16 protein-coding genes are annotated in these 19068 nt (G+C 68.0%); 5 read left to right on the forward strand and 11 right to left on the reverse strand.

The genetic code is table 11. The features are described 5' to 3' along the window. Positions 1 to 81: 81 nt before the first annotated feature. On the reverse strand, positions 82 to 1740 hold the full coding sequence (locus FBZ89_RS01895) for a CopD family protein (protein ID WP_145748326.1): 1659 nt from the start codon (positions 1738 to 1740) through the stop codon (positions 82 to 84). A gap of 16 nt (positions 1741 to 1756) precedes the next feature. Further along, positions 1757 to 2170, reverse strand: coding sequence for a copper resistance CopC family protein (locus tag FBZ89_RS01900; protein WP_211115067.1), 414 nt, complete (start codon positions 2168 to 2170; stop codon positions 1757 to 1759). A 710-nt stretch (positions 2171 to 2880) separates the two neighbouring features. On the opposite strand from FBZ89_RS01900, the gene ispH reads away from it, so the two are divergent. Together ispH and hpnH are read left to right on the forward strand one after the other, a co-directional pair. Beyond that, on the forward strand, positions 2881 to 3801 hold the full coding sequence (gene ispH, locus FBZ89_RS01905; protein ID WP_145748330.1) for a 4-hydroxy-3-methylbut-2-enyl diphosphate reductase: 921 nt from the start codon (positions 2881 to 2883) through the stop codon (positions 3799 to 3801). Positions 3802 to 3905: 104 nt separating this feature from the next. Beyond that, entirely contained in the window at positions 3906 to 5042 is a 1137-nt protein-coding gene (gene hpnH, locus FBZ89_RS01910) for an adenosyl-hopene transferase HpnH (RefSeq protein WP_040850176.1), read from the forward strand. Here hpnH and FBZ89_RS01915 read toward each other — a convergent pair. The 7 genes from FBZ89_RS01915 to hpnA form a co-directional block, all read right to left on the reverse strand. Continuing rightward, positions 4977 to 5681 (reverse strand): phosphorylase family protein, encoded by a 705-nt coding sequence (locus FBZ89_RS01915; protein ID WP_186457139.1) that lies wholly within the window; start codon positions 5679 to 5681, stop codon positions 4977 to 4979. The genes hpnH and FBZ89_RS01915 overlap by 66 nt on opposite strands. A gap of 247 nt (positions 5682 to 5928) precedes the next feature. Then, positions 5929 to 7920 carry a squalene--hopene cyclase gene (gene shc / locus FBZ89_RS01920; RefSeq protein WP_145748333.1) on the reverse strand — a complete coding sequence of 664 codons (1992 nt, stop codon included), beginning with the start codon at positions 7918 to 7920 and terminating at the stop codon, positions 5929 to 5931. 127 nt (positions 7921 to 8047) lie between these two features. Further along, positions 8048 to 9337, reverse strand: a complete 1290-nt coding sequence (gene hpnE, locus FBZ89_RS01925; protein WP_145748334.1) for a hydroxysqualene dehydroxylase HpnE — start codon at positions 9335 to 9337, stop codon at positions 8048 to 8050. Continuing rightward, complete coding sequence (gene hpnD, locus FBZ89_RS01930; RefSeq protein ID WP_246171986.1) at positions 9337 to 10206, reverse strand: presqualene diphosphate synthase HpnD; 870 nt, start codon at positions 10204 to 10206, stop codon at positions 9337 to 9339. The genes hpnE and hpnD overlap by 1 nt, the downstream gene beginning before the upstream one ends. Further along, on the reverse strand, positions 10203 to 11081 hold the full coding sequence (gene hpnC / locus FBZ89_RS01935) for a squalene synthase HpnC (protein ID WP_145748335.1): 879 nt from the start codon (positions 11079 to 11081) through the stop codon (positions 10203 to 10205). The genes hpnD and hpnC overlap by 4 nt, the downstream gene beginning before the upstream one ends. After that, on the reverse strand, positions 11078 to 12373 hold the full coding sequence (locus FBZ89_RS01940) for a glycosyltransferase (RefSeq protein WP_145748336.1): 1296 nt from the start codon (positions 12371 to 12373) through the stop codon (positions 11078 to 11080). The genes hpnC and FBZ89_RS01940 overlap by 4 nt, the downstream gene beginning before the upstream one ends. Further along, positions 12370 to 13371: a hopanoid-associated sugar epimerase gene (gene hpnA, locus FBZ89_RS01945; RefSeq protein ID WP_145748337.1), complete on the reverse strand. Its 1002-nt coding sequence runs from the start codon at positions 13369 to 13371 to the stop codon at positions 12370 to 12372. Before hpnA ends, FBZ89_RS01940 begins: the two co-directional genes overlap by 4 nt. A 488-nt stretch (positions 13372 to 13859) precedes the next feature. Here hpnA and FBZ89_RS01950 point away from each other — a divergent pair, with 488 nt between their 5' ends. After that, positions 13860 to 14651 carry a hypothetical protein gene (locus FBZ89_RS01950; RefSeq protein WP_145748338.1) on the forward strand — a complete coding sequence of 264 codons (792 nt, stop codon included), beginning with the start codon at positions 13860 to 13862 and terminating at the stop codon, positions 14649 to 14651. A gap of 79 nt (positions 14652 to 14730) precedes the next feature. On the opposite strand, the gene FBZ89_RS01955 is transcribed toward FBZ89_RS01950, so the two are convergent. After that, complete coding sequence (locus FBZ89_RS01955) at positions 14731 to 15348, reverse strand: TetR/AcrR family transcriptional regulator (RefSeq protein WP_145748339.1); 618 nt, start codon at positions 15346 to 15348, stop codon at positions 14731 to 14733. Between the two features lie 283 nt (positions 15349 to 15631). On the opposite strand from FBZ89_RS01955, the gene FBZ89_RS01960 reads away from it, so the two are divergent. Continuing rightward, the gene (locus FBZ89_RS01960; RefSeq protein ID WP_246171987.1) at positions 15632 to 16750 is read left to right on the forward strand and encodes an HlyD family secretion protein; all 1119 of its coding nucleotides are present in this window, start codon (positions 15632 to 15634) and stop codon (positions 16748 to 16750) included. A gap of 32 nt (positions 16751 to 16782) precedes the next feature. Further along, positions 16783 to 18453: an MDR family MFS transporter gene (locus FBZ89_RS01965; RefSeq protein ID WP_246171988.1), complete on the forward strand. Its 1671-nt coding sequence runs from the start codon at positions 16783 to 16785 to the stop codon at positions 18451 to 18453. Between the two features lie 84 nt (positions 18454 to 18537). Here FBZ89_RS01965 and FBZ89_RS01970 read toward each other — a convergent pair whose 3' ends face one another. Then, positions 18538 to 19068 carry an RT0821/Lpp0805 family surface protein gene (locus tag FBZ89_RS01970; protein WP_145748340.1) on the reverse strand — a complete coding sequence of 177 codons (531 nt, stop codon included), beginning with the start codon at positions 19066 to 19068 and terminating at the stop codon, positions 18538 to 18540.

Genomic DNA, 19068 nt, shown 5'->3' on the forward strand with positions numbered 1-19068 from the left:
TCGCTTCCTCGCTCCCTATGTGAAAACGGGCGCCGGTCTCCCGGCGCCCGTTCCCAGATCATCAACGCCAAGGCCTTGATATCAGGCCTCGCGGTAGGCCAGCAACAACAGGCCGACCAGGACGAAGCAGGTGGGCCATATCCAGCCGGCCCAGCGGGCGTCGCGGCCGCTGCCCCGGATCTGCATCCAGCGGGCCGCACCCGCCGCCACGCCCAGCACCGCCAGGAACAGGTGGCTAAGCTCGATCAGCAGCTGTTCCTTGATGTTGCTGATGGCGTGGTTGTGGGTCAGCAGCAGGTCGCCACCCACGGTGGTTAGCACGGGGAAGACCAGGGCCAGGGCCTGGTTCTTCCACCGTCCGGTGCGCACGCCCCATTCGAAAACGGTGAAGGCGACGATCAGCACGACGAAGGTGCGGTGCTGCACCACCTCCGGATCACGGAAGCTGTCCCAGAAGCCGACATTGCCCATGGGCCAGGTTTCCGGATCCGACCGCAGGAACAGGAAGCCCGCCAGGATCAGGAACAACAGCGGCCAGTGCTTGGCCCAGCGCACGCCCGCCCGCTCCAGCAGGGCGAACAGGCCCACCAGCAACACCACCAGGCCCGCCCAGTGGTGGTTGTATTCCGACCAGGCGATGTCGTCGGCGTTGCGGGGCGGCAGCTCGCCGGCGCCGGGCACGAAGGCCTGCGGCCGGTTGCTGGCTTGCTGGTCGCGCCATTCCTTGTCCAGCTTCTCCTGCAGGGCCGGAATGGCCAAGCTGTCGTGGCTGGGGCTTTCCAGGCGCGGCGGGATGACGGGGGTCATGCGCTCCACCACCTCGGCCCAGGTGGCGCGGTCGTCCGTCAGGTCGCTGGCCGGCGGCTGCGAGGTGATGGAACCGGCCGCCAGCAGGATGGCGATGGCGAAGGCGATCTCAACCTCCACGAAGCGGCGCACGCGGGTCAGGCTTTCGCCCTGGCCGGCGGCGAAGCGGCGGATGGTGCGGAAGTTGCCCAGGCCCAGCAGCAGCAGGATGCCCAGCATGACGCCCTTGGTCACCGCCATGGCGCCGTAGGCCGTGCCGTAGAAGCCCTGCAGGCCGCCGATGAAGCCGATGCTGATGCCGATGGCGCCCAGCACGATCAGGATGACGCCGGTGATGGACATCAGGCTGTAGCGCTGGCCGATGGCCGCCCCCTCGTCGCGCGACTGGGCCTGGCCCAGCGACGACAGGAAGGCCGGCAGGCCGCCCAGCCACAGGCCGGCGCCCAGGATGTGCGAGAAGGTGGCCAGCAGCATCCACACCCGCTCACCCGGCCGGGCGGCGGCGTGGCTGGTGGCCAATGAGGCGACCAGCATCACCAGGGCCAGGGCCGTCAGCACGGCGACGCGCGGGCGGGTCATGTGGCCGCGCGCCACCACCACGATGGCGATGGCCGCCAGGACCTGGACGATGCCGGCCTCGATGAAGAAGGCGCCCGCGACCTGCAGCACCGGCATTTCCAGCGTGCCGGACAGCACCAGGGCGTTCAGCGTCAGCGAGGACAGGGTGGCGATGACCGTGGCGATGCCGCCCCAGCGGGCGTAGCGGGCGCCCGCCTCGGCCACCGCGTCGGCGGACAGCTTCAGCTGGGGCGCCAGCGGCAGGGCCAGGCAGGTCAGGAACAGCACGCTGCCGAAGGCCATGGTCATGGCCACCAGGTTGATGCCGTTCAGGACGACGGTCAGGTAACCGAAAATGTCGACAAGGGTATCCACGTGCGGCAGGCCCCGATTACGGCTGGGTTACGGTGAACGGGATGTCGCCGCGGGTGGTATGCCCGTCCACGGCCAGCACCTGCCAGCGCAGCTTGTAGCTGCCGGTGAAGGGTAGGGTGACCTGGCCCACCAGCGTTTCGTCATCCGGGCTTTCGGACAGGGTCACCGGCACCTCGGTCTTGTCGGCGGCGATGACGGTCAGCTTGGACCGCGCGCGGTCGATTCGGCTGTTGAAATGCACCTTCAGGACGTTGCCGCCCACGCCCAGCGTGTCGTTCACCTTGGGATTGCTGTCAATGACGATGGCGTGGGCCTGGGCTGCCGCCGGGACCAGCAGGGGCGCCAGCGCGGCGCCCGCCAGGGCCGCCAGGCCCAGGAACAGGAAGGGGCGGCGGGTGGGGCGGGAAACGGGGGGCCGTACGGTCGACACGGGGGGTGTTCTCCTCTGGGAACCACGAAAACAGGGGCGCGTCCGGCGGTCGCCCGCGTTCGAAAGGGGCGGGGCCGTCGGGCTGGGGCGGGTTGGCCACTGCCGGGGCCGGTCCGCTTGCGTCAGGCGACGTTCTACGGGGTCGGCGTCGGACGCGACAGGGTCTATGTCAATTCTTTCCGCCATCGTTCCGGCTGCGGCGACGGAGATCAAGCATCATGCATAGCGCATCTGGGTCGCATTTGGGGCTGTGAAGGTTGCGCTGCGCGTGACGTTTTGTTGCATATGCGTTGTCGGCCCATACGCTATCACTGGGGAAAGGGCTGCATCACCCCGTATAGCTTTCCCACCGGAAGATGTTTGCGTTTTCTGTCTACTAAAGATGCCGTTAGCTAAGGTCTAGGCCCCCCGTTGCCGCGATGCCACACGTGAAGCGCAGATCGCTCAAGCAATCGCCACGCATTGGCACGCGTTAAATTTTGTGCAAGTCTGGCCTGACCATAGGGCGGTGGCGGATTCGATTGGCACGGGTATCTATCGCCGGTGTTCGATCGAGGCGGGGGGTCGGTTTTACCATCCGTAGCCAATATGGACCTGGCGGACCCTGTCCGGCGGGGGACAGTTGGTATCGCTAACATGTTCAAGTGGGGTGCCCCGGCGGGTCCGTTAAGGACGATGGACTTGGGGTAGCCTTCCAGGGGTTTTCCGCAATGCAGGTAGTTCTCGCCCAGCCGCGGGGCTTCTGCGCCGGAGTGATCCGCGCCATCGACATCGTCGAACGCGCGCTGGAACGCCACGGCGCACCCGTTTATGTGCGGCATGAGATCGTCCATAACCAGCACGTGGTCGAAGGGTTGCGGGCCAAGGGCGCCCGGTTCGTTGAGGATTTGTCGGAAGTGCCGGCCGGCGCCCTGACCATATTCAGCGCCCACGGCGTGTCGCGCGCCGTGGAGGCGGAGGCGGAGGCGCGTGAATTGCGCGTCATCGACGCCACCTGCCCGCTGGTGTCCAAGGTACATGCGGAGGGCAAGCGCTACGTGGCGCTGGGCCGGACCGTCATCCTCATTGGCCATGCCGGCCACGCCGAGGTGGAAGGCACCCTTGGCCAGGTACCGGGCCGTACACATCTGGTGTCCAGTGTCGATGACGTGGAGGCCTTGCCCCTGGCGGCGGAGACGCCGGTCGCCTATGTGACGCAGACGACGCTCAGCGTGGATGACACGCGGTCGGTGATCGCGGCGCTGAAGCGCCGATTCGTGGATATTCTGGGTCCTGAGACCAAGGATATCTGCTACGCCACGCAGAATCGGCAGGCCGCGGTGCGGGAACTGGCCAAGGTGGCGGATCTTATCCTGGTGGTTGGGTCGGCAAACAGTTCGAATTCCAATCGCCTGCGGGAAATTGGTGAGGAACTGGGCGTGCCCAGTTACCTTGTCCCTGACGAGCGCGCCATCGACCCCGCCTGGCTGGCGGGATGCGGTGTGGTGGGCGTCACAGCCGGCGCCTCGGCGCCGGAAGTACTGGTGGACGGTGTGATCGCGGCGCTGCGGCGCCTGGGGCCCATCGAATTGTCGACATTGCCGGGCATCGTGGAAGACGTTCAATTCCGCCTGCCGGAAACGCTGGCCTGACGCGCACGCCGGTTGGTGGTCTTTTGCCCGCCAATTCGGTAGACAAAATGTTTCAACCCGCGCCGCCGCGGTTAATGGCGCTGGGGTTCAAGGAGATTGAAGGCATGGGTATTCCGCTGCATCAGGTCGTCCGTATCGGCTCGTATCTTCTCAAGAAGCGGCTGACGGGCGTGAAGCGCTATCCCTTGGTCCTCATGCTGGAACCGCTGTTCCGGTGCAACCTCGCCTGTGCCGGCTGCGGCAAGATCGACTACCCGGACGAGATCCTGAACCAGCGCCTGCCGCTGGAGGATTGCCTGTCGGCGGTGGACGAGTGCGGTGCGCCCGTGGTGGTGATCGCCGGCGGTGAGCCGTTGCTGCACAAAGAAATCGACCAGATGGTCGAAGGCATCATCGCGAAGAAGAAGTACGCCATCCTCTGCACCAACGCGCTGCTGATGGAAAAGAAGCTGGACCTGTTCAAGCCCAGCCCCTACTTCACCTGGTCGGTGCACCTGGACGGCGACCGCGAGGCGCACGACAAGTCGGTCTGCCAGAAGGGCACCTACGACCGGGCGGTCGCGGCCATCAAGGCGGCGAAGGATCGCGGCTTCCGCGTCAGCATCAACTGCACCTTCTTCAACGACGCCGATCCCGAGCGCGTGGCGCGCTTCTTCGACAGCGTCATGGAGATGGGCGTTGAGGGCATCACCGTCTCGCCGGGCTACGCCTATGAGCGCGCGCCCGACCAGCAGCACTTCCTGAATCGCACGGCCACCAAGAACCTGTTCCGCGAGGTCTTCAAGCGCGGCAACGGTGGCAAGAACTGGCGGTTCAACCAGTCGACCATGTTCCTGGACTTCCTGGCCGGCAACCAGGAATACCACTGCACCCCGTGGGGCAATCCCTGCCGCACCTACTTCGGCTGGCAGCGTCCCTGCTACCTCCTCGGCGAAGGCTATGCCAAGACCTTCAAGGAACTGATGGAGGAGACGGAGTGGGACAAGTACGGCACCGGCAACTACGAGAAGTGCGCCGACTGCATGGTCCATTGCGGGTATGAGGCGACCGCCGTCACCGACACCCTGGCCAACCCGCTGAAGGCCGCCTGGGTCGGCCTGCGCGGCGTGAAGACCAGCGGCGACATGGCGCCGGAGATCAGCCTGGCCAACCAGCGCCCGGCCGAGTTCGTCTTCTCACGCCATGTCGAGAAGGCGTTGGCTGACATCCGCGCGCGCGACGCCAGCAAAGCCGCCGAGTAAGGCCTTAAACGCCGCCTCGGAATCCCGGGCCAGCCGCAGCAGTTGCGGGATCTGGCCTGGTTGACGCCACAGGGACGCCAGGATCCGCAACGGGTCCGGCGTCCCGTTGTGTTTCAGGGGGGCAGTCGCCGCCGGCGGCAGGGTCATGTGGGCCGGGTCGCACACGGCGCGCAGCACCGCCACCGGCACGCCGAAGCGGGCGCCCACCCGGGCCGCGATCTGGGATTCGGTATCGACCACCGCCGCCCCCGTGGCCGCGAACAGGGCCTGCTTGCCCGCCACCGTGTTGATGATGCGCTCCTGCCCCGCCACCGGCGCCACCATGGCCCGGGGCAGGGCGTCGGCCAGTCCCGCCGTCCAGTCGGGATCGGGCAGGAAATCGCCGCCGTCGGTGACGATGCGGTTGGCGATGACCAGAGTGCCGGGCTCCAGCCCGGGCCGCAGGCCGCCGGCCAGGCCGAAGCTGAGGAAGCCGCAGGCGCCGGGGGCATGGGCCGTCAGTTCCCGCTCCGTCCGCTCAAGATCGCCGGCGCTGACCAGCGGCAGCCAGCCGCGCCCCTGGGCGATGGCCGCCTCACGCCTTAGGCCGGTGACGACGATGATGGGGCGCGCCATGACGCGCCGCTGAGCCTGGACCATGACCATTTCCCGAACGCCAAAAACAAAACGCCTGGAAGGCTGACCTTCCAGGCGTCTTTATTACCCGCAGTCGCGGCGATTTACAGTTTTAAAAAGGGCCTTTTACAGGCGATCTCTTGGTTACGCCACCCTCAAACGCCGGGCGGCCACATCCGTGGCCTTGGCTTCCTCGCTCCGCCCTGCGGTGCTCGCTGCGGCGGCCGCAGTCACGGCCTACGGCATGAGTCAAAACCTCATGCCGCCCGCCTTACAGGCCGACGCTGACCAGCTTGCTGTTGCTGTTGGACAGGTTGCGGTAGCGCGCCATGGCCCACAGCGGAAAATACTTCGAATAGCCGTGATAGCGCAGGTAGAAGATGCGGGGGAAGCCGCCACCGCTGTAATACTCTTCTGTCCACAGGCCGTCCGCGCCCTGGTGGCTGGTCAGCCAGTCGATGCCGCGCGCCACGGCCGGATGGTCCACGGCGCCGGCGGCCATCAGGCCCAGCAGGGCCCACGCGGTCTGCGAGGCGGTGGAGGGGAAGGGCTGATAGCCGCTGTAATCCAGGGCGTAGCTCTCGCAATCCTCGCCCCAGCCCCCGTCGGGGTTCTGGATCTGCACCAGCCAGTCCACCGCCCGCTTCATGGCGGGGTGGTCGGGCGACAGGCCGGCGGCGTTCAGGCCGTTCAGGGCCGACCAGGTGCCATAGATGTAATTGACGCCCCAGCGGCCGAACCAGCTGCCGTCCTTCTCCTGCTCCTTCAGCAGATAGTCGACGCCGTCCCGCATGGCCTTGCCGTCCTTGTCGGCGCCCAGCTGGGCCATCATGCCCAGACAGCGGCCGGTGACGTCGGAGGTCGGCGGGTCCAGCAGGGCGCCATGGTCGGAGAAGGGGATGTAGTTCAGGTAGTAATGGGTGTTGTCGGCGTCGAACGCCCCCCAGCCGCCGTTGCGGCTTTGCAGGCCTTCCACCCACTCCGCGCCGCGGGCCACCGTCATGTCGTAGTCGGCGGGCAAGCCGGCCGCGGCCAACTGCGGCTGGGCACGCTGGAAGGCCATCACCACCACGGCGGTGTCGTCCAGATCGGGGTAGTGGTCGTTGCCATACTGGAAGGCCCAGCCGCCGGGGCGGACATCCGGCCGCTGGTCGGCCCAGTCGCCCTTCACGTCCAGCACCTGCTCACCCTTCAGCCATTCCAGGGCCTGGCCGGTGCGGGCCAGCGCCTCTTCCGTGCCCACTTCCAGCATGGCGTGGCACAGCAGGCTGGTGTCCCACACGGGGCTGACGCAGGGCTGGCAGAAGGCCTCGTCCCGCGCCTCGTCAACGATCAGCAGCTTTTCGATGGCATAGCGGGCGGTCGCGACCTCGGGATGCTTGGGCGACCAGCCCAGCAGGTCGAACATCATGACGGTGTTGGCCATGGCGGGGTAGATGGCGCCCAGGCCATCCTCGCCGTTCAGGCGCTCCCGCACGAAGGCCACGGCCTTCTCGATGGCCTTGTCGCGACTCTTCTTGGGGAAGTAGGGCTGGACCAGGCGCAGCACGCGATCGATGACGCCGAAGATTTCGCCCCAGGGCTTCTTGACGTGCGGCGCCTTGGGCCAGGACTTGACCTGGTCGGCGGGGACCAGGAACAGCTCATCGATGCGCAGGTTGCGCGGGTTCTTGGCCTTGGACTTCAGCGCCATCAGGATCAGCAGCGGCACGATGACGGTGCGCGCCCAATAGCTGATCTTGGTCAGGTGGAAGGGAAACCACTTGGGCAGCAGCATGATTTCCACCGGCATGACCGGCACGGCGGTCCACGGCACGGCGCCGAACTGCGCCAGCATGATGCGGGTGAAGACGTTGCTGGCCGCCGCCCCGCCGTTGTCGCGGATGGCCTGGCGGGCCCGGGCCATGTGTGGGGCGTCGATGTCGTCGCCGATGGCCTTCAGCGCGAAGTAGGCTTTCACGCTGGCGCTGATGTTGAAGGCGCCGTTGTGGAACAGCGGCCAGCCGCCGTGGTCGCCCTGGATGCGGCGCAGGTAGTTGCCGATGCGGCGCGCGATCTCCGGATCCGGCTCCTCACCCAGGTGGTGCTTCAACAGGATGTATTCGGCGGGAATGGTGGCGTCCGCCTCAAGGTCGAATACCCAGTGGCCGTCGGCCGCCTGGCGGTCCATCAGGACGCGGGCCGCGCGGTCGATCGACTGCTGCAGCACCCCTTCGTTGACGCGGGCCGACGCGGCACCGGTGCCAACGAAATCGGCTTCCATACGAACATCCATGACCAAGCGACCTCTACGAACGCGACTTAACCTGAAGCGGGATGATTCAACAAACGCCAGCCCAGGCTGTGCGCCAGCGCACACCCCTCGCTCATGCCTGAAATGCTCAGGCGACTCACCGTGCGGTCAGGATCGCATCCGCAGCAGTGAATCCTGAACGTATGGCGCCTTCGATGGTGGATGGCAATCCGGTAGCGGTCCAATCCCCTGCCAATACAAGGTTTTTTCCGGCGGCCGTTGCATTCGGGCGACGGTTTACCTGTTCTGGCAGTGCGGCAAAGGTGGCCCGCTTCTCCTTCACCACCTGCCACCGGGGCAGGGGCGTGGCGCGATCGAGGTTGGCGAGGGCCGCGATCTCACCCCAAATGGTGCCTGCGGTCTCTTCCCGGTCCGACTCCATCAGGCGGTCGGCGCCGCTGACGGTCACCGACACATGGTCGTCATAGGCGAAGGCCCATTCGCCCACGGTGTTGATCATGCCCGTCATCCGGGGCATGCCCGCCGGCCGGTCCAGGCGGAAATGAACGTTCAGGATGGAGCGGTGTTCCGTCGGCGTCGTCAGGCCGGGCAGCAGATCGGCCGCTACCCAGGCCGGCACCGCCAGCACCACCCGGTCGTCAGGTTTCAACTCTATCGTTTCGGTACCGAAATCAAGGGCTGTGATCAACTGGTCCACACGGCGGAGGGCGCGCAGGCGGCGGCGCCACACGATCTCTGCCCCATGCGCCGCCAGCCACTCCAACGCCGGGTCGACGAAGACGGGCGACAGGCCGCCGCTGGCCAGCAAGGGCTGGTAGGCCGCCCCCCCCTGGGCCAGGGTTTCGCGGATGATGGCGCCGGCCAGACCGGCGGCCGACTGCTCCGGCTCGGTATTCAGCGCCGCCAGCAGGACCGGGCGGAAGAAGGTGTCCCAGGCGGGGCCGGAACAGGCCAGCACCTCACCGATGGGGGCCAGCGGGTCGGCCCGCATCAGCTTCCACCCGGCCAGGTAGTCGCTGGCCTTGGTGCCGGGCACGCGGCGCGAGGGCACTAAGGCCCACCATGGCAGCTTGCCGTGGTTGGGCCGCACCTGCCAGCGCCGGCCGGTGGCACCGTCCCAGAACCGGTATTCCACCTTCTCCAGCGCCGGTTTCCGGCCGGGGCCGTGCGTCGCGCGCAGATAGGCCATGGCGGCGTGATTGCCGCTGACCATCAGGTGGCTGCCGTTGTCGATGCGGATGCCCAGGTTGGGCTCATCATACGAGCGGCAGCGGCCGCCGGCCTGGGCGGCGGCCTCATACAGGCGCACGCGCCGCCCGGCCTGGGTCAGGCGCACGGCGGCAGCCAGGCCGGCCAGGCCGGCGCCGACGACGTGCACGGTCGGCCCGGGGGAAGCGGCTCCCGGGGAAGGAACAGTGGTGGTCATCAGAACAGGAAGGCCTTCAGCACGATCCACAGCAGGTGGGGCTTGGCGATGCGGACCTTGGGGCGGGCCCCGGCCCAGCCGCGCACCAACAGACGGTCCAGGTACACCTTATAGACGTCCCGCATCAGGCGCGGGGCCCGGGCGGCGCGGCGGGGGGCGGCCGCCAGCAGGCGGTCGGCCTCGCGGAAATGCTCGGCGGCCCGCACCGCCAGGTCGCGCGCCACGCCATCGATGCGCGGGTCGGCCACCACCGTGTTGGGGTCGGTGGCGGTGATGCCCTGCTTGCGCAGCAGTTCAGCCGGCAGGTACAGCCGGTTGATCGCCGCATCCTCGTCCACGTCGCGCAGCACGTTGGTCAGCTGCAGGGCGCGGCCCAGATGGTGCGACAGGGCGATGCCGCTGTCCTCCGGCATGCCGAAGACACGGACGGACAGGCGGCCCACGGCGCTGGCCACGCGATCGCAGTACAGATCCAGGGTGGCCATGTCCGGCGCCTGGATGTCGGCGTCCAGGTCCATCTGCATGCCGTCGATGACGGCGATGAAATCGTCGTGGCGCAGGCCGAAGCGCAGGGTGGCGGCCTGCAGGCCGGCCAGGCGGGCGGGTCCCTTGCCCTCACACACGGCGGCGATGTCGCGCCGCCACGCGTCCAGCGCCTCGCGCCGCGCCGCCTTGGTGGCGGCGATGGTCGGGTCGTCGCCATCGGCGATGTCGTCCACCGCTCGGCAGAAGGCGTAGATGTGGAACATGGCGTCGCGTTCCGCCGGGGGCAGGACGCGCATGGCGGTGTAGAACGAGCTGCCGCTGGCCGACTTGGCGGCGGTTTCGTTCTGAGCTGTGGCTTCGGTCATCTCGGCGGCAGCACTCATGGCTTCTTCCCCGCCGGCACGGCGCGGGCGCTGCCCTTGGTCAGGCGCTGCCACAGGGTGGCCAGGGCGGCACCGGCAGCGGTGCACAGGGTTTCCGTCTTGGTCAGGTGCACCCGGTCGGACAGCGGGTCGCGGATCAACAGCAGGCGCACCAGGCGGCGGGCCAGGCGCTGGATGATGGCGACCTCGATGGCCAGCCGCAGATCCTTCACCTGGGCGGCCAGCGGTTCCGCCTGGTCCAGCAGGGCGTCGGTGCGCTTGGCCAGGTGGTGGATGATGTCCAGCAAGGCCGGCGGCGCCGCCGGTTCCAGCAGCACGTCGGGCGTCAGGTCACCCGCGATCAGCAGGGGCAGGGGAATGTAGACACGGTCCAGCACCCGCTTGTCCTTGCCGCAGTCCTGCAGATGGTTGATGACCTGCAGGGCGGCGCACAAGGCGTCCGACGCCGGCCATGTATCGCGGCTCTCCCCATGCACGTCCAGGACGTAGCGGCCCACCGGCATGGCGGAATACCGGCAATAGTCCATCAAATCGTCCCAGTCGGTGTAGCGCAGCTGGGTGACGTCGCGGCGGAAGGCGGTCAGCAGGTCGTGGGCGTGCTGGTCGGACAGGCCGCGCTCGCGCAGGACCTCGCGCAGCGCCACGGCCTCTGGCTCGTTCTGGCGCTCACCGCGCAGGCTGGCGCCCATGGCGTCCAGCAGCTTCAGCTTCATGTCCGGCGCCAGGATGGGGCTGTCCGACACGTCGTCGGCCACGCGGGCGAAGGCGTAATAGGCCATCACCGGCGCCCGGGCGTCCCGGCGGATGATCAGCGAGGCGACGGGGAAGTTCTCGTCCGTGTGGCCTTTGCCGGTGCGGTGGTTGGCTGCCGTCATGGGGTAGGGGTTCCGTCCTGGCCCGTCTGCTGACCCGTCACCGCTTGGCCTTGGCTGGCCTGGACCGGATGCACATGCTGGGCCTGGGCGCGCCCCTTCCACATGCCGCCGCGGCCCATCCAATGCTGAACCGCGCTGTCCACGGTCCACACGGTATAGACGATGCCGATCAGCGGCAAGGTGACGGCCCGCATAGGCGACAGGCGATAGAACACCTGGATGGGGGCGAAGCTGGCCAGCATGAGGCCAACGGCGAGCGCGCCGAAGATGCCCGCCGCCTCCCGGTTGAACAGGGCCAGCAGCACGGGCGCCACATAGGTCAGCAGCATGCCCAGCACGGTGCCCGCCAGCAGCGCCGGGGAATAGTTCAGCTGCGCGTAGGCGCTACGGATGACCATGCGGCGGATGTCGTCCACCTTGTCATAGGCGCGCAGGCTCACGGCACGGTCGCTCAGGCCCAGCCAGACGGACCCTTGCGTCTTCAGGCGGCGGCCCAGGGCGCAATCATCGATCAGGGCGTCGCGGATGCTGTCGATGCCGCCGGCGCGTGCCAGGGCCTGGCGGTCCACCAGCATGCAGCCGCCGGCCGCCGCCACCACGGTGGATCCGCTGTCGTTCACCCGGCCGAAGGGGTACAGCATCTGGAAGAAATAGATGAAGGCGGGGATGAAGGCCCTTTCCGCCCAGCTCTGGCAGCGCAGCTTGGCCATCAGACTGACCAGCACGCGCTTCTCCGTCTGGGCGCGGGTGACCAGGCGGGTCAGCGTGTCGGGGGCGTAGGCGATGTCGGCGTCGGTCAGCCACAGGTAGTCGGGCGGGAAGTCGCCCTCCTGCGCATGCGCGATGCCCTGGCGCACGGCCCACAGCTTGCCCGTCCAGCCCGGCGCCAGTTCCGCCCCCGCCAGCACCGTCAGCGCGGCGGTGGAACCTGAGGACTCGGCGGCGTGGCGGGCCAGGTCGGCCGTGCCGTCGTCGCTGCCGTCGTCCACCAGCACGATGTTCAGGGCGCCGGGATAGTCCTGCGCGCCCAGGGACGCGATCACCTGGGCGATGCCGTCAGCCTCGTTGCGGGCGGGGATGATGGCGGTGACGGAGGGCCAGCCACCCTCCAGCCCGCCATGGCTGCCAGTCATGCCTCCAGGGGCCGGGCCGCTGGGCAGGTCCCCCGGCCTGTTGGCCGGCACCACCGCCATGTCGTCCCGCTCCAGCCCCAGCCAGAACAGGCCGCGGGCGAAGACCAGGACCACCCAGATCGCCAGGCTGATGAGGCCAATGAGGAAGATCAGGCTCATGCAAGGTACCCCGCGGTCTTGAACCAGGTGAGGGCGTCGGCCAGGGCCTGGCCATAGGGGCGGGCGGTATAGCCCAACTCGGCCTCGGCCTTGGCCGAGGAGAAGAACATGCGGTATTTGGACATGCGCAGGCCGTCCACGGTCACGAAGGGCTCGCGCTTCGTCACCTTGGCCACCGCCTCCGCCACCACGGCGATGGGCAGAATCAGGCCGCGCGGCACCGCCACCGTGGGCGGCTTGCGGCCCACCAGGCGCGCGATGTCCGCCAGCATTTGCTGCAAGGAGACGTCCTGGCCGCCCAGGATGTAGCGTTCGCCCACCCGGCCTTTCTCGAAGGCCAGCAGATGGCCCTCGGCCACGTCGTCCACATGCACCAGGTTCAGGCCGGTATCGACGAAGGCCGGCATCTTGCCGGTCGCGGCCTCGACGATGATGCGGCCGGTGGGGGTGGGGCGCAGGTCACGGGGGCCGATGGGGGTCGATGGGTTGACGATGACGGCCGGCAAACCATCCTTGGCCACCATGTCCAGCACCGCCTGTTCCGCCAGAATCTTGCTGCGCTTGTAGGCGCCGATGGCGGCGTCCGGGGCCATCACCGCGTGCTCATCGACCGCGACGCCATCGGTGCGGGGGGCCAGCACGGCCACGCTGCTGGTGTAGACCACGCGCTTCAGGCGATGGCGTACCGCCAGTTCCATGATGGCGCGGGTGCCGCGCAGGTTGTTCTGGACAATCTCTTCCGGGTTGGGCGCCCACAGGCGGTAGTCGGCCGCCACATGCAGCAGGGCGTCCACCCCGTCCATGCCGCGCGCCAGGCTGTCCGGGTCGTTCAGGTCGCCTTTCACCACCCGCACGTCCAGACCGGCCAGGTTGGTCGGCGGCGTCGCGGCGCGCTTCAGCACAGTGACGTCGTGGCCACGCGCCAAGGCCACACGGGCCACGGCCGCGCCGACGAATCCCGTCGCCCCGGTGATGAACAGTCGCTGCTTATCGGCCATCGGCCTTACGGTCCCCATCAATGCCTTGGTCGGCACCCATCGATCGGCGCGGACCATATCACTTCCCTGGTGCGGAGGGGAAAGGGTTGGGCATCGGCGCCCGGCGGATGGCTGGCCTGCTGCGGCGCCGATGCCACAGGTGCGCCGCCGCCGCCAAGGCCGCCAATCGCCGCCGGACGGTCAAGTATTTAACGGTATGTTAACTACTGTCGGGCACGCTGATGATGCGGGATTTCCGGTAAATGTTGCATCGCAAACGGGTGCCCACCCGTACTCGCCATCCCGTGTCATCTACAAGATCGTCTGACCATTCGGTTATGTGCGTCCAATACTGATTGACCAGCCGGTCAAGATGCATTGTGCTCATGGTTGTAGGAGGGGCTGGTGGAATCAAGGTGATGCCATCAGTCGAATTTCCAGCAAGCGAGGTGGGTTGTCCCGAGGCGTCGCGCCTGCGGGACCTTGAAACGATCCGGGGGATTTTAGAGATGCGCGTGAAGGTCCAGTTTTTGTTGCCTGTCATTGGTGTTGCCGCCCTGGGCGGCGTGCTGGTGGCCGCTGGCCAGATGGGCCAGGACCGGGCGGCGCGGGTTGCCCAGTCGCTGGACCAGGCGCGGACCACGCTGGTGCAGGCCACGGACGTGCGGGCCATCAGCCGCGCCGTGCAGCGCGACGCGCTGAACACCCTGCTGGAACCGGCGGCCGATCGCGGCACCTTTGTCGAGCGCGCGTCCGCGCGGCTGACGGAGATGGGGCTGCTGGTCGCCGGCCTGCGCGACCGGGCCGCCGACGCGGCCTTTCTGGCGCCGCAGGCCCAGGCCCTGACGGAAATGACGGCCATGGTGACGGCCGTGCGCGGTGGTGACGAGGCTGGCGCCCTGGCCCGCCTGCGCACCACCGTCGGCCCGCTGGATGCCCAGGCCGCCGGCTTGGCCCAGGCCTTCATCGATACCCAGGGCCAGGTCCTGGACAGTCTGGCGGCCGACGCCGGCCGACTGCAGGCGCGCACCAGCCGCCTGACGGCCTGGGGCGGCGTGCTGGGCACGGCCGCGGCCATGATGATGAGCGCCCTGTTCCTGCTGGCGCTGCTGCGCCGCCCCCTGGCCCGCTGGGTCGGGGCCGGCAATGACGACCTGCGCGCGGTCATGGCCGCCGCCGCCCGGGAGGATGAACTGGGCGACTGGGCCCGCGCCCTGATGGCTTTGCGCGACCAGGCGAAGCAGCGGGGCCGCCGCCCGGTCCGTGCCCTGCAAAGCAAGCCCACGGTGCTGGCCGCCTGAGGCCGGCCAGGTTCCGAAAGACCAAGGTTCCGAAAGATATTGAAAAGGCCCGGGAGTCCCCCGACTCCCGGGCCTTTTCCTATTTGGCCGCCTGGCCGCACAGCGGCCGGGGCAGGGCGCCTTCCAGCAGCTGGTTGATGTGGCGGTCCATCCAGCCCGGCTCGTCCAGTGGGCTGAAACGAATCAGCAGGCGGGTGTAGAGGGCGCCGTACATTGCCTCCACCAGGGTTTCCACGTGCAGGTCGGGGCGGAACTCGCCATTGCGCTTGCCCCGCTCGATAATGTCGCGCAGGCGTTGGCGCCGCGGCTCCACCACCTTGTCATGATAGACCTTCAGCGTGGGCGGGTCGTTCTGCCCCGCCAGCACGATGCTGGCCACCACCCGGCCGGTGGCGCCGGCGAAGCTGCGGGCGATGCCGTCCAGCACGGTGCGCAGGTCGGACACGGCCGACGCCGTGTAGGGAATCGGTACCGTCAGTTCCGCATGCGCCAGCAGCGCCTCCATGGCCAGGGCCCCCTTGCCCGGCCACCAGCGGTAAATGGTTGTCTTCGCCGTGCCCGAACGGGCGGCCACTCCCTCGATGGTGAAGCGTTCCAGGCCGTTTTCTTCCAGCAACTGGAAGGCGGCGTCCAGGATGGCGTCCCGGGCCTGGTCTGATCGGGGCCGCCCAGGCCCCCGCATGGCTTTATCCGTCACCCTCTCTCCTCGCTCAAAATGAAGCCCCGGTTATTAAGCCGGCCCCTGGTTGACCGGGGCCGGTCTGTGATGCGCGTCGCACGGTCACGGACATGAAACGCTACACAGCGTTTCGTTTGTCGCAGTGCTCCTCACACCGGTTTCACACTACCTTACCGTTACGAAACGGACCATAGCGAAATGGTCCTTCCCGCCGACCTCCGGTTCCATTCCCGGCCCATCCTTCCTTGGGCCGGAACGCCCCCGGTCGTCCCTGCGGGCATCAGATGCAAGGAGAGTAGCGGTGAGCGGGGTTGTAAAGAAGTCTTCCGTTAAAGTATTGGCCGGCGCCGTCGCGGCCGTAGCGCTTTTGGGTGGGGCCGCCGTCGGCGGGAATTACTATTGGAAGACGGGACGCTTCCTCGAATCGACCGACGACGCCTACGTCCAGGCCGATTACACGACGGTGGCACCCAAGGTGTCGGGCTATATCGCGGAAGTGCTGGTGGAGGACAACCAGCCGGTGAAGGCCGGCCAGGTGCTGGCCCGCATCGACGACCGCGACTTCCGCACGGCGCTGGACCAGGCCAAGGCCGACGTGGCCACGGCCGAGGCCGATATTCGCAACATCCAGGCCCAGCGCACGCAGCAGCAGGCGGTGGTGGCCCAGGCCCAGGCGGCGCTGGCCGCTGATCAGGCCAACCTGACCTTCGCCCGCCAGGACCGCGACCGCTATCGCGACCTGATGAAGACCGGATTCGGCACGGTGCAACGCGCCCAGCAGACCGAGGCGGCGGTGACGGACAAGGCGTCGACCCTGCAGCGCGACCAGGCGGCCCTGGTGGCGGCGCAGAAGCAGGTGGACGTGCTGGCCACGGCCGAGGCCAAGGCCGCGACCGTGCTGGACCGCGCCCAGGCCATCGCCCGCCAGGCGGCGCTGAACCTGTCCTACACCACCATCGCCGCCCCCATCGACGGCACGGTGGGTGCCCGCACCCTGCGCGTGGGCCAACTGGTCCAGGCCGGCACGCAGCTGATGGCCGTGGTGCCCCTGTCCCAGGTCTACGTCCTGGCCAATTTCAAGGAGACCCAGTTGACCGAGGTGCGTCCCGGCCAGCCGGTGCAGGTGACGGTGGACAGCTTCCCGGGCACCACCCTGAAGGGCCGGGTGGACAGCCTGTCGCCTGCCAGCGGCACCAGTTTCGCCCTGCTGCCGCCGGACAACGCCACCGGCAACTTCACCAAGATCGTGCAGCGCATCCCCATCAAGATCGTGCTGGATGAAGGCCAGCCCCTGGCGGGCCTGTTACGCCCCGGCATGTCGGCCGAGCCGGTGATCGATACCCGGGTGCAGCCCGCCCACGCGGCCCAGGCGCCGCAGCTGGCGACGTCCACCTCCGGCCTCTACCCCATGGCCCGCTGAGGGCCGCACCGGATCGCTGAAGGCCCCAAGCCATGGCACCCCTCGACAGCAGCACCATCCTGACCGCCGGCGGCACCTTCCCCCGCACCCTGCCGCCGGCCAGCGGCCCGGCCCCTCACGACGGGGGCCGGGCCGCGCCCTCCACCCCGACCGCCGACCACGTGCCGTTCAAGACCTGGCTGGCCGTGCTGGGCTCGGTGCTGGGCGCCTTCATGGCGGTGCTGAACATCCAGATCGTCAACGCCTCGCTGGCCGACATCCAGGGCGGCATCGGCGCCGGCGTGGACGATGGCGGCTGGGTCGCCACCGCCTACCTGATCGGCGAGATCATCGTCATCCCACTGTCCGGCTTCATGAGCCAGGTGTTCAGCGTACGCCGCTACCTGATCACCAACACGGTGCTGTTCCTGCTGTTTTCCGTCGCCTGCGCCTTCGCGCAGAACCTGCAGCAGATGATCGTGCTGCGCGCCATCCAGGGCTTCTGCGGCGGCGTGCTCATCCCCATGGCCTTCACCCTCATCATCACCCTGCTGCCCAAGTCGCGGCACCCGCTGGGCCTGGCCCTGTTCGCCCTGACCGCCACCTTTGCGCCCGCCATCGGCCCCACCATCGGTGGCTACCTGACCGAGACCTACGGCTGGAAATACATCTTCTACATCAACCTGGTGCCGGGCGTGTTCATGGTCGCGGCGCTGTGGGCCTCGCTGGAGCGGGCGCCCTTGCGCCTGAACCTGCTGCGCCAGGGCGACTGGTGGGGCATCGCCACCATGGCGGTGGGCCTGGCCAGCCTGCAGACGGTGCTGGAGGAGGGGAACAAGGACGACTGGTTCGGTTCCGCCTATATCGTGCGGCTGGCGGTCATCGCCGCCGTGGCGCTGGCGGCCTTCCTGGTGATCGAGCTTAAGGTGGCCAAGCCGCTGCTGAACCTGCGCCTGCTGGCGCGGCGCAATTTCGGCCTGGGCATCGTCGCCAACGTGTTGCTGGGGGTGGTGCTCTACGCCTCGTCCTACCTGCTGCCGCGCTACCTGGGCCAAATCCAGGGCTACAATGCGCAGCAGATCGGGTCGGTCATGGCCTGGGTGGGCCTGCCGCAGCTGGTGCTGATCCCGCTGGTGCCCCTGCTGATGAAGCGCTTCGACGCCCGCTGGCTGGCCCTGGTGGGGGCGGCGGTCTTCGCCGGCAGCAACTTCATGAACATCCATCTGTGGCTGGGCAGCGCGTCGGACCAGCTGTTCTGGCCCAACATCGTGCGCGCCTTCGGCCAGGCCCTGGTCATGACGCCCCTGTCGGTGCTGGCCACCGGCGGCATCGAGAAGGAGAATGCGGGCTCCGCCTCCGGCCTGTTCAACATGATGCGCAACCTGGGCGGCGCCGTCGGTATCGCGCTGACCCAGACCTGGCTGACCAAGCGTGAACAGTTCCATTCCAACGTCATGACGGGCCAGGTCAGCCTATTCGGCGAAAGCACCCGCCAGCATCTGGCCATACTGCAGCGAAAGTTCATGGAACACGGCGTGCCCGACGCCCTCACCGCGTGGCGGCAGGCGGTGGCGGAGGTGGACGCCGGGATCCGCGCCCAGGCCTGGCTGATGGCCTACAGCGACGCCTTCTTCTTCCTGGGCAGCGCCATGGCCCTGTCGGCCATTGCCATCCTGTTCCTGAAGAAAGCCGCATCCGGGGCGGACGCCGGCGGCGCGCACTGAGGACGGCGAAAAAACGAAGGCCGCAGAAGGGGTTCTCCTGCGGCCTTTGAATCTCGCGGCGTGTGCCTTCTCGCGCAGGCGGGTTTAGTTGATGGCTTCCCAATCGCCCTCAGGCGTACGGCAAGTCACGCCGTTTTCAACGTTGGAGGGTTTGCCGTTGACTACGGTCTGCCGGGTATAGCTGCGGCACTGTCGGCCGTCCTGCAGTCGGACATCCGATGTAGGCATGAAGGTGCCCGAGTTGCCGGAATCCGGATTGGCCCACGCGATCTGCGTGCCGGTGCGAGCCGTATCCATTTGGCGGAGGGCGACGGTAGCAGCGTTGCAATCCTTACTGTCCAGGCCCTTGCCGATCAAACCACCGGCGACCGCACCCGCCGCCGCGCCGGCGGCGATATTGCCGCCTTTGCCGCCGCCAAGAGCTGCGCCCAAGAGCGCGCCGACCAGGGCGCCCGCCAGAGCGCCGCCCGCTGTTTTGGGGCCGAAGGCGCGGCAGCTATTCTCAGCCTGCTGTTGCGCAGTTTGTGGGCCTTGGGCACAGCCCGGTAATCCGCCAAAGGCAAGGCCGACCGTAATGATGGAAGTTGCTATGGCGCGGGAGCTCTTACAGTGCAT

The organism is Nitrospirillum amazonense, assembly GCF_007828045.1.
In the GTDB taxonomy this organism is placed as follows: domain Bacteria; phylum Pseudomonadota; class Alphaproteobacteria; order Azospirillales; family Azospirillaceae; genus Nitrospirillum; species Nitrospirillum amazonense_C.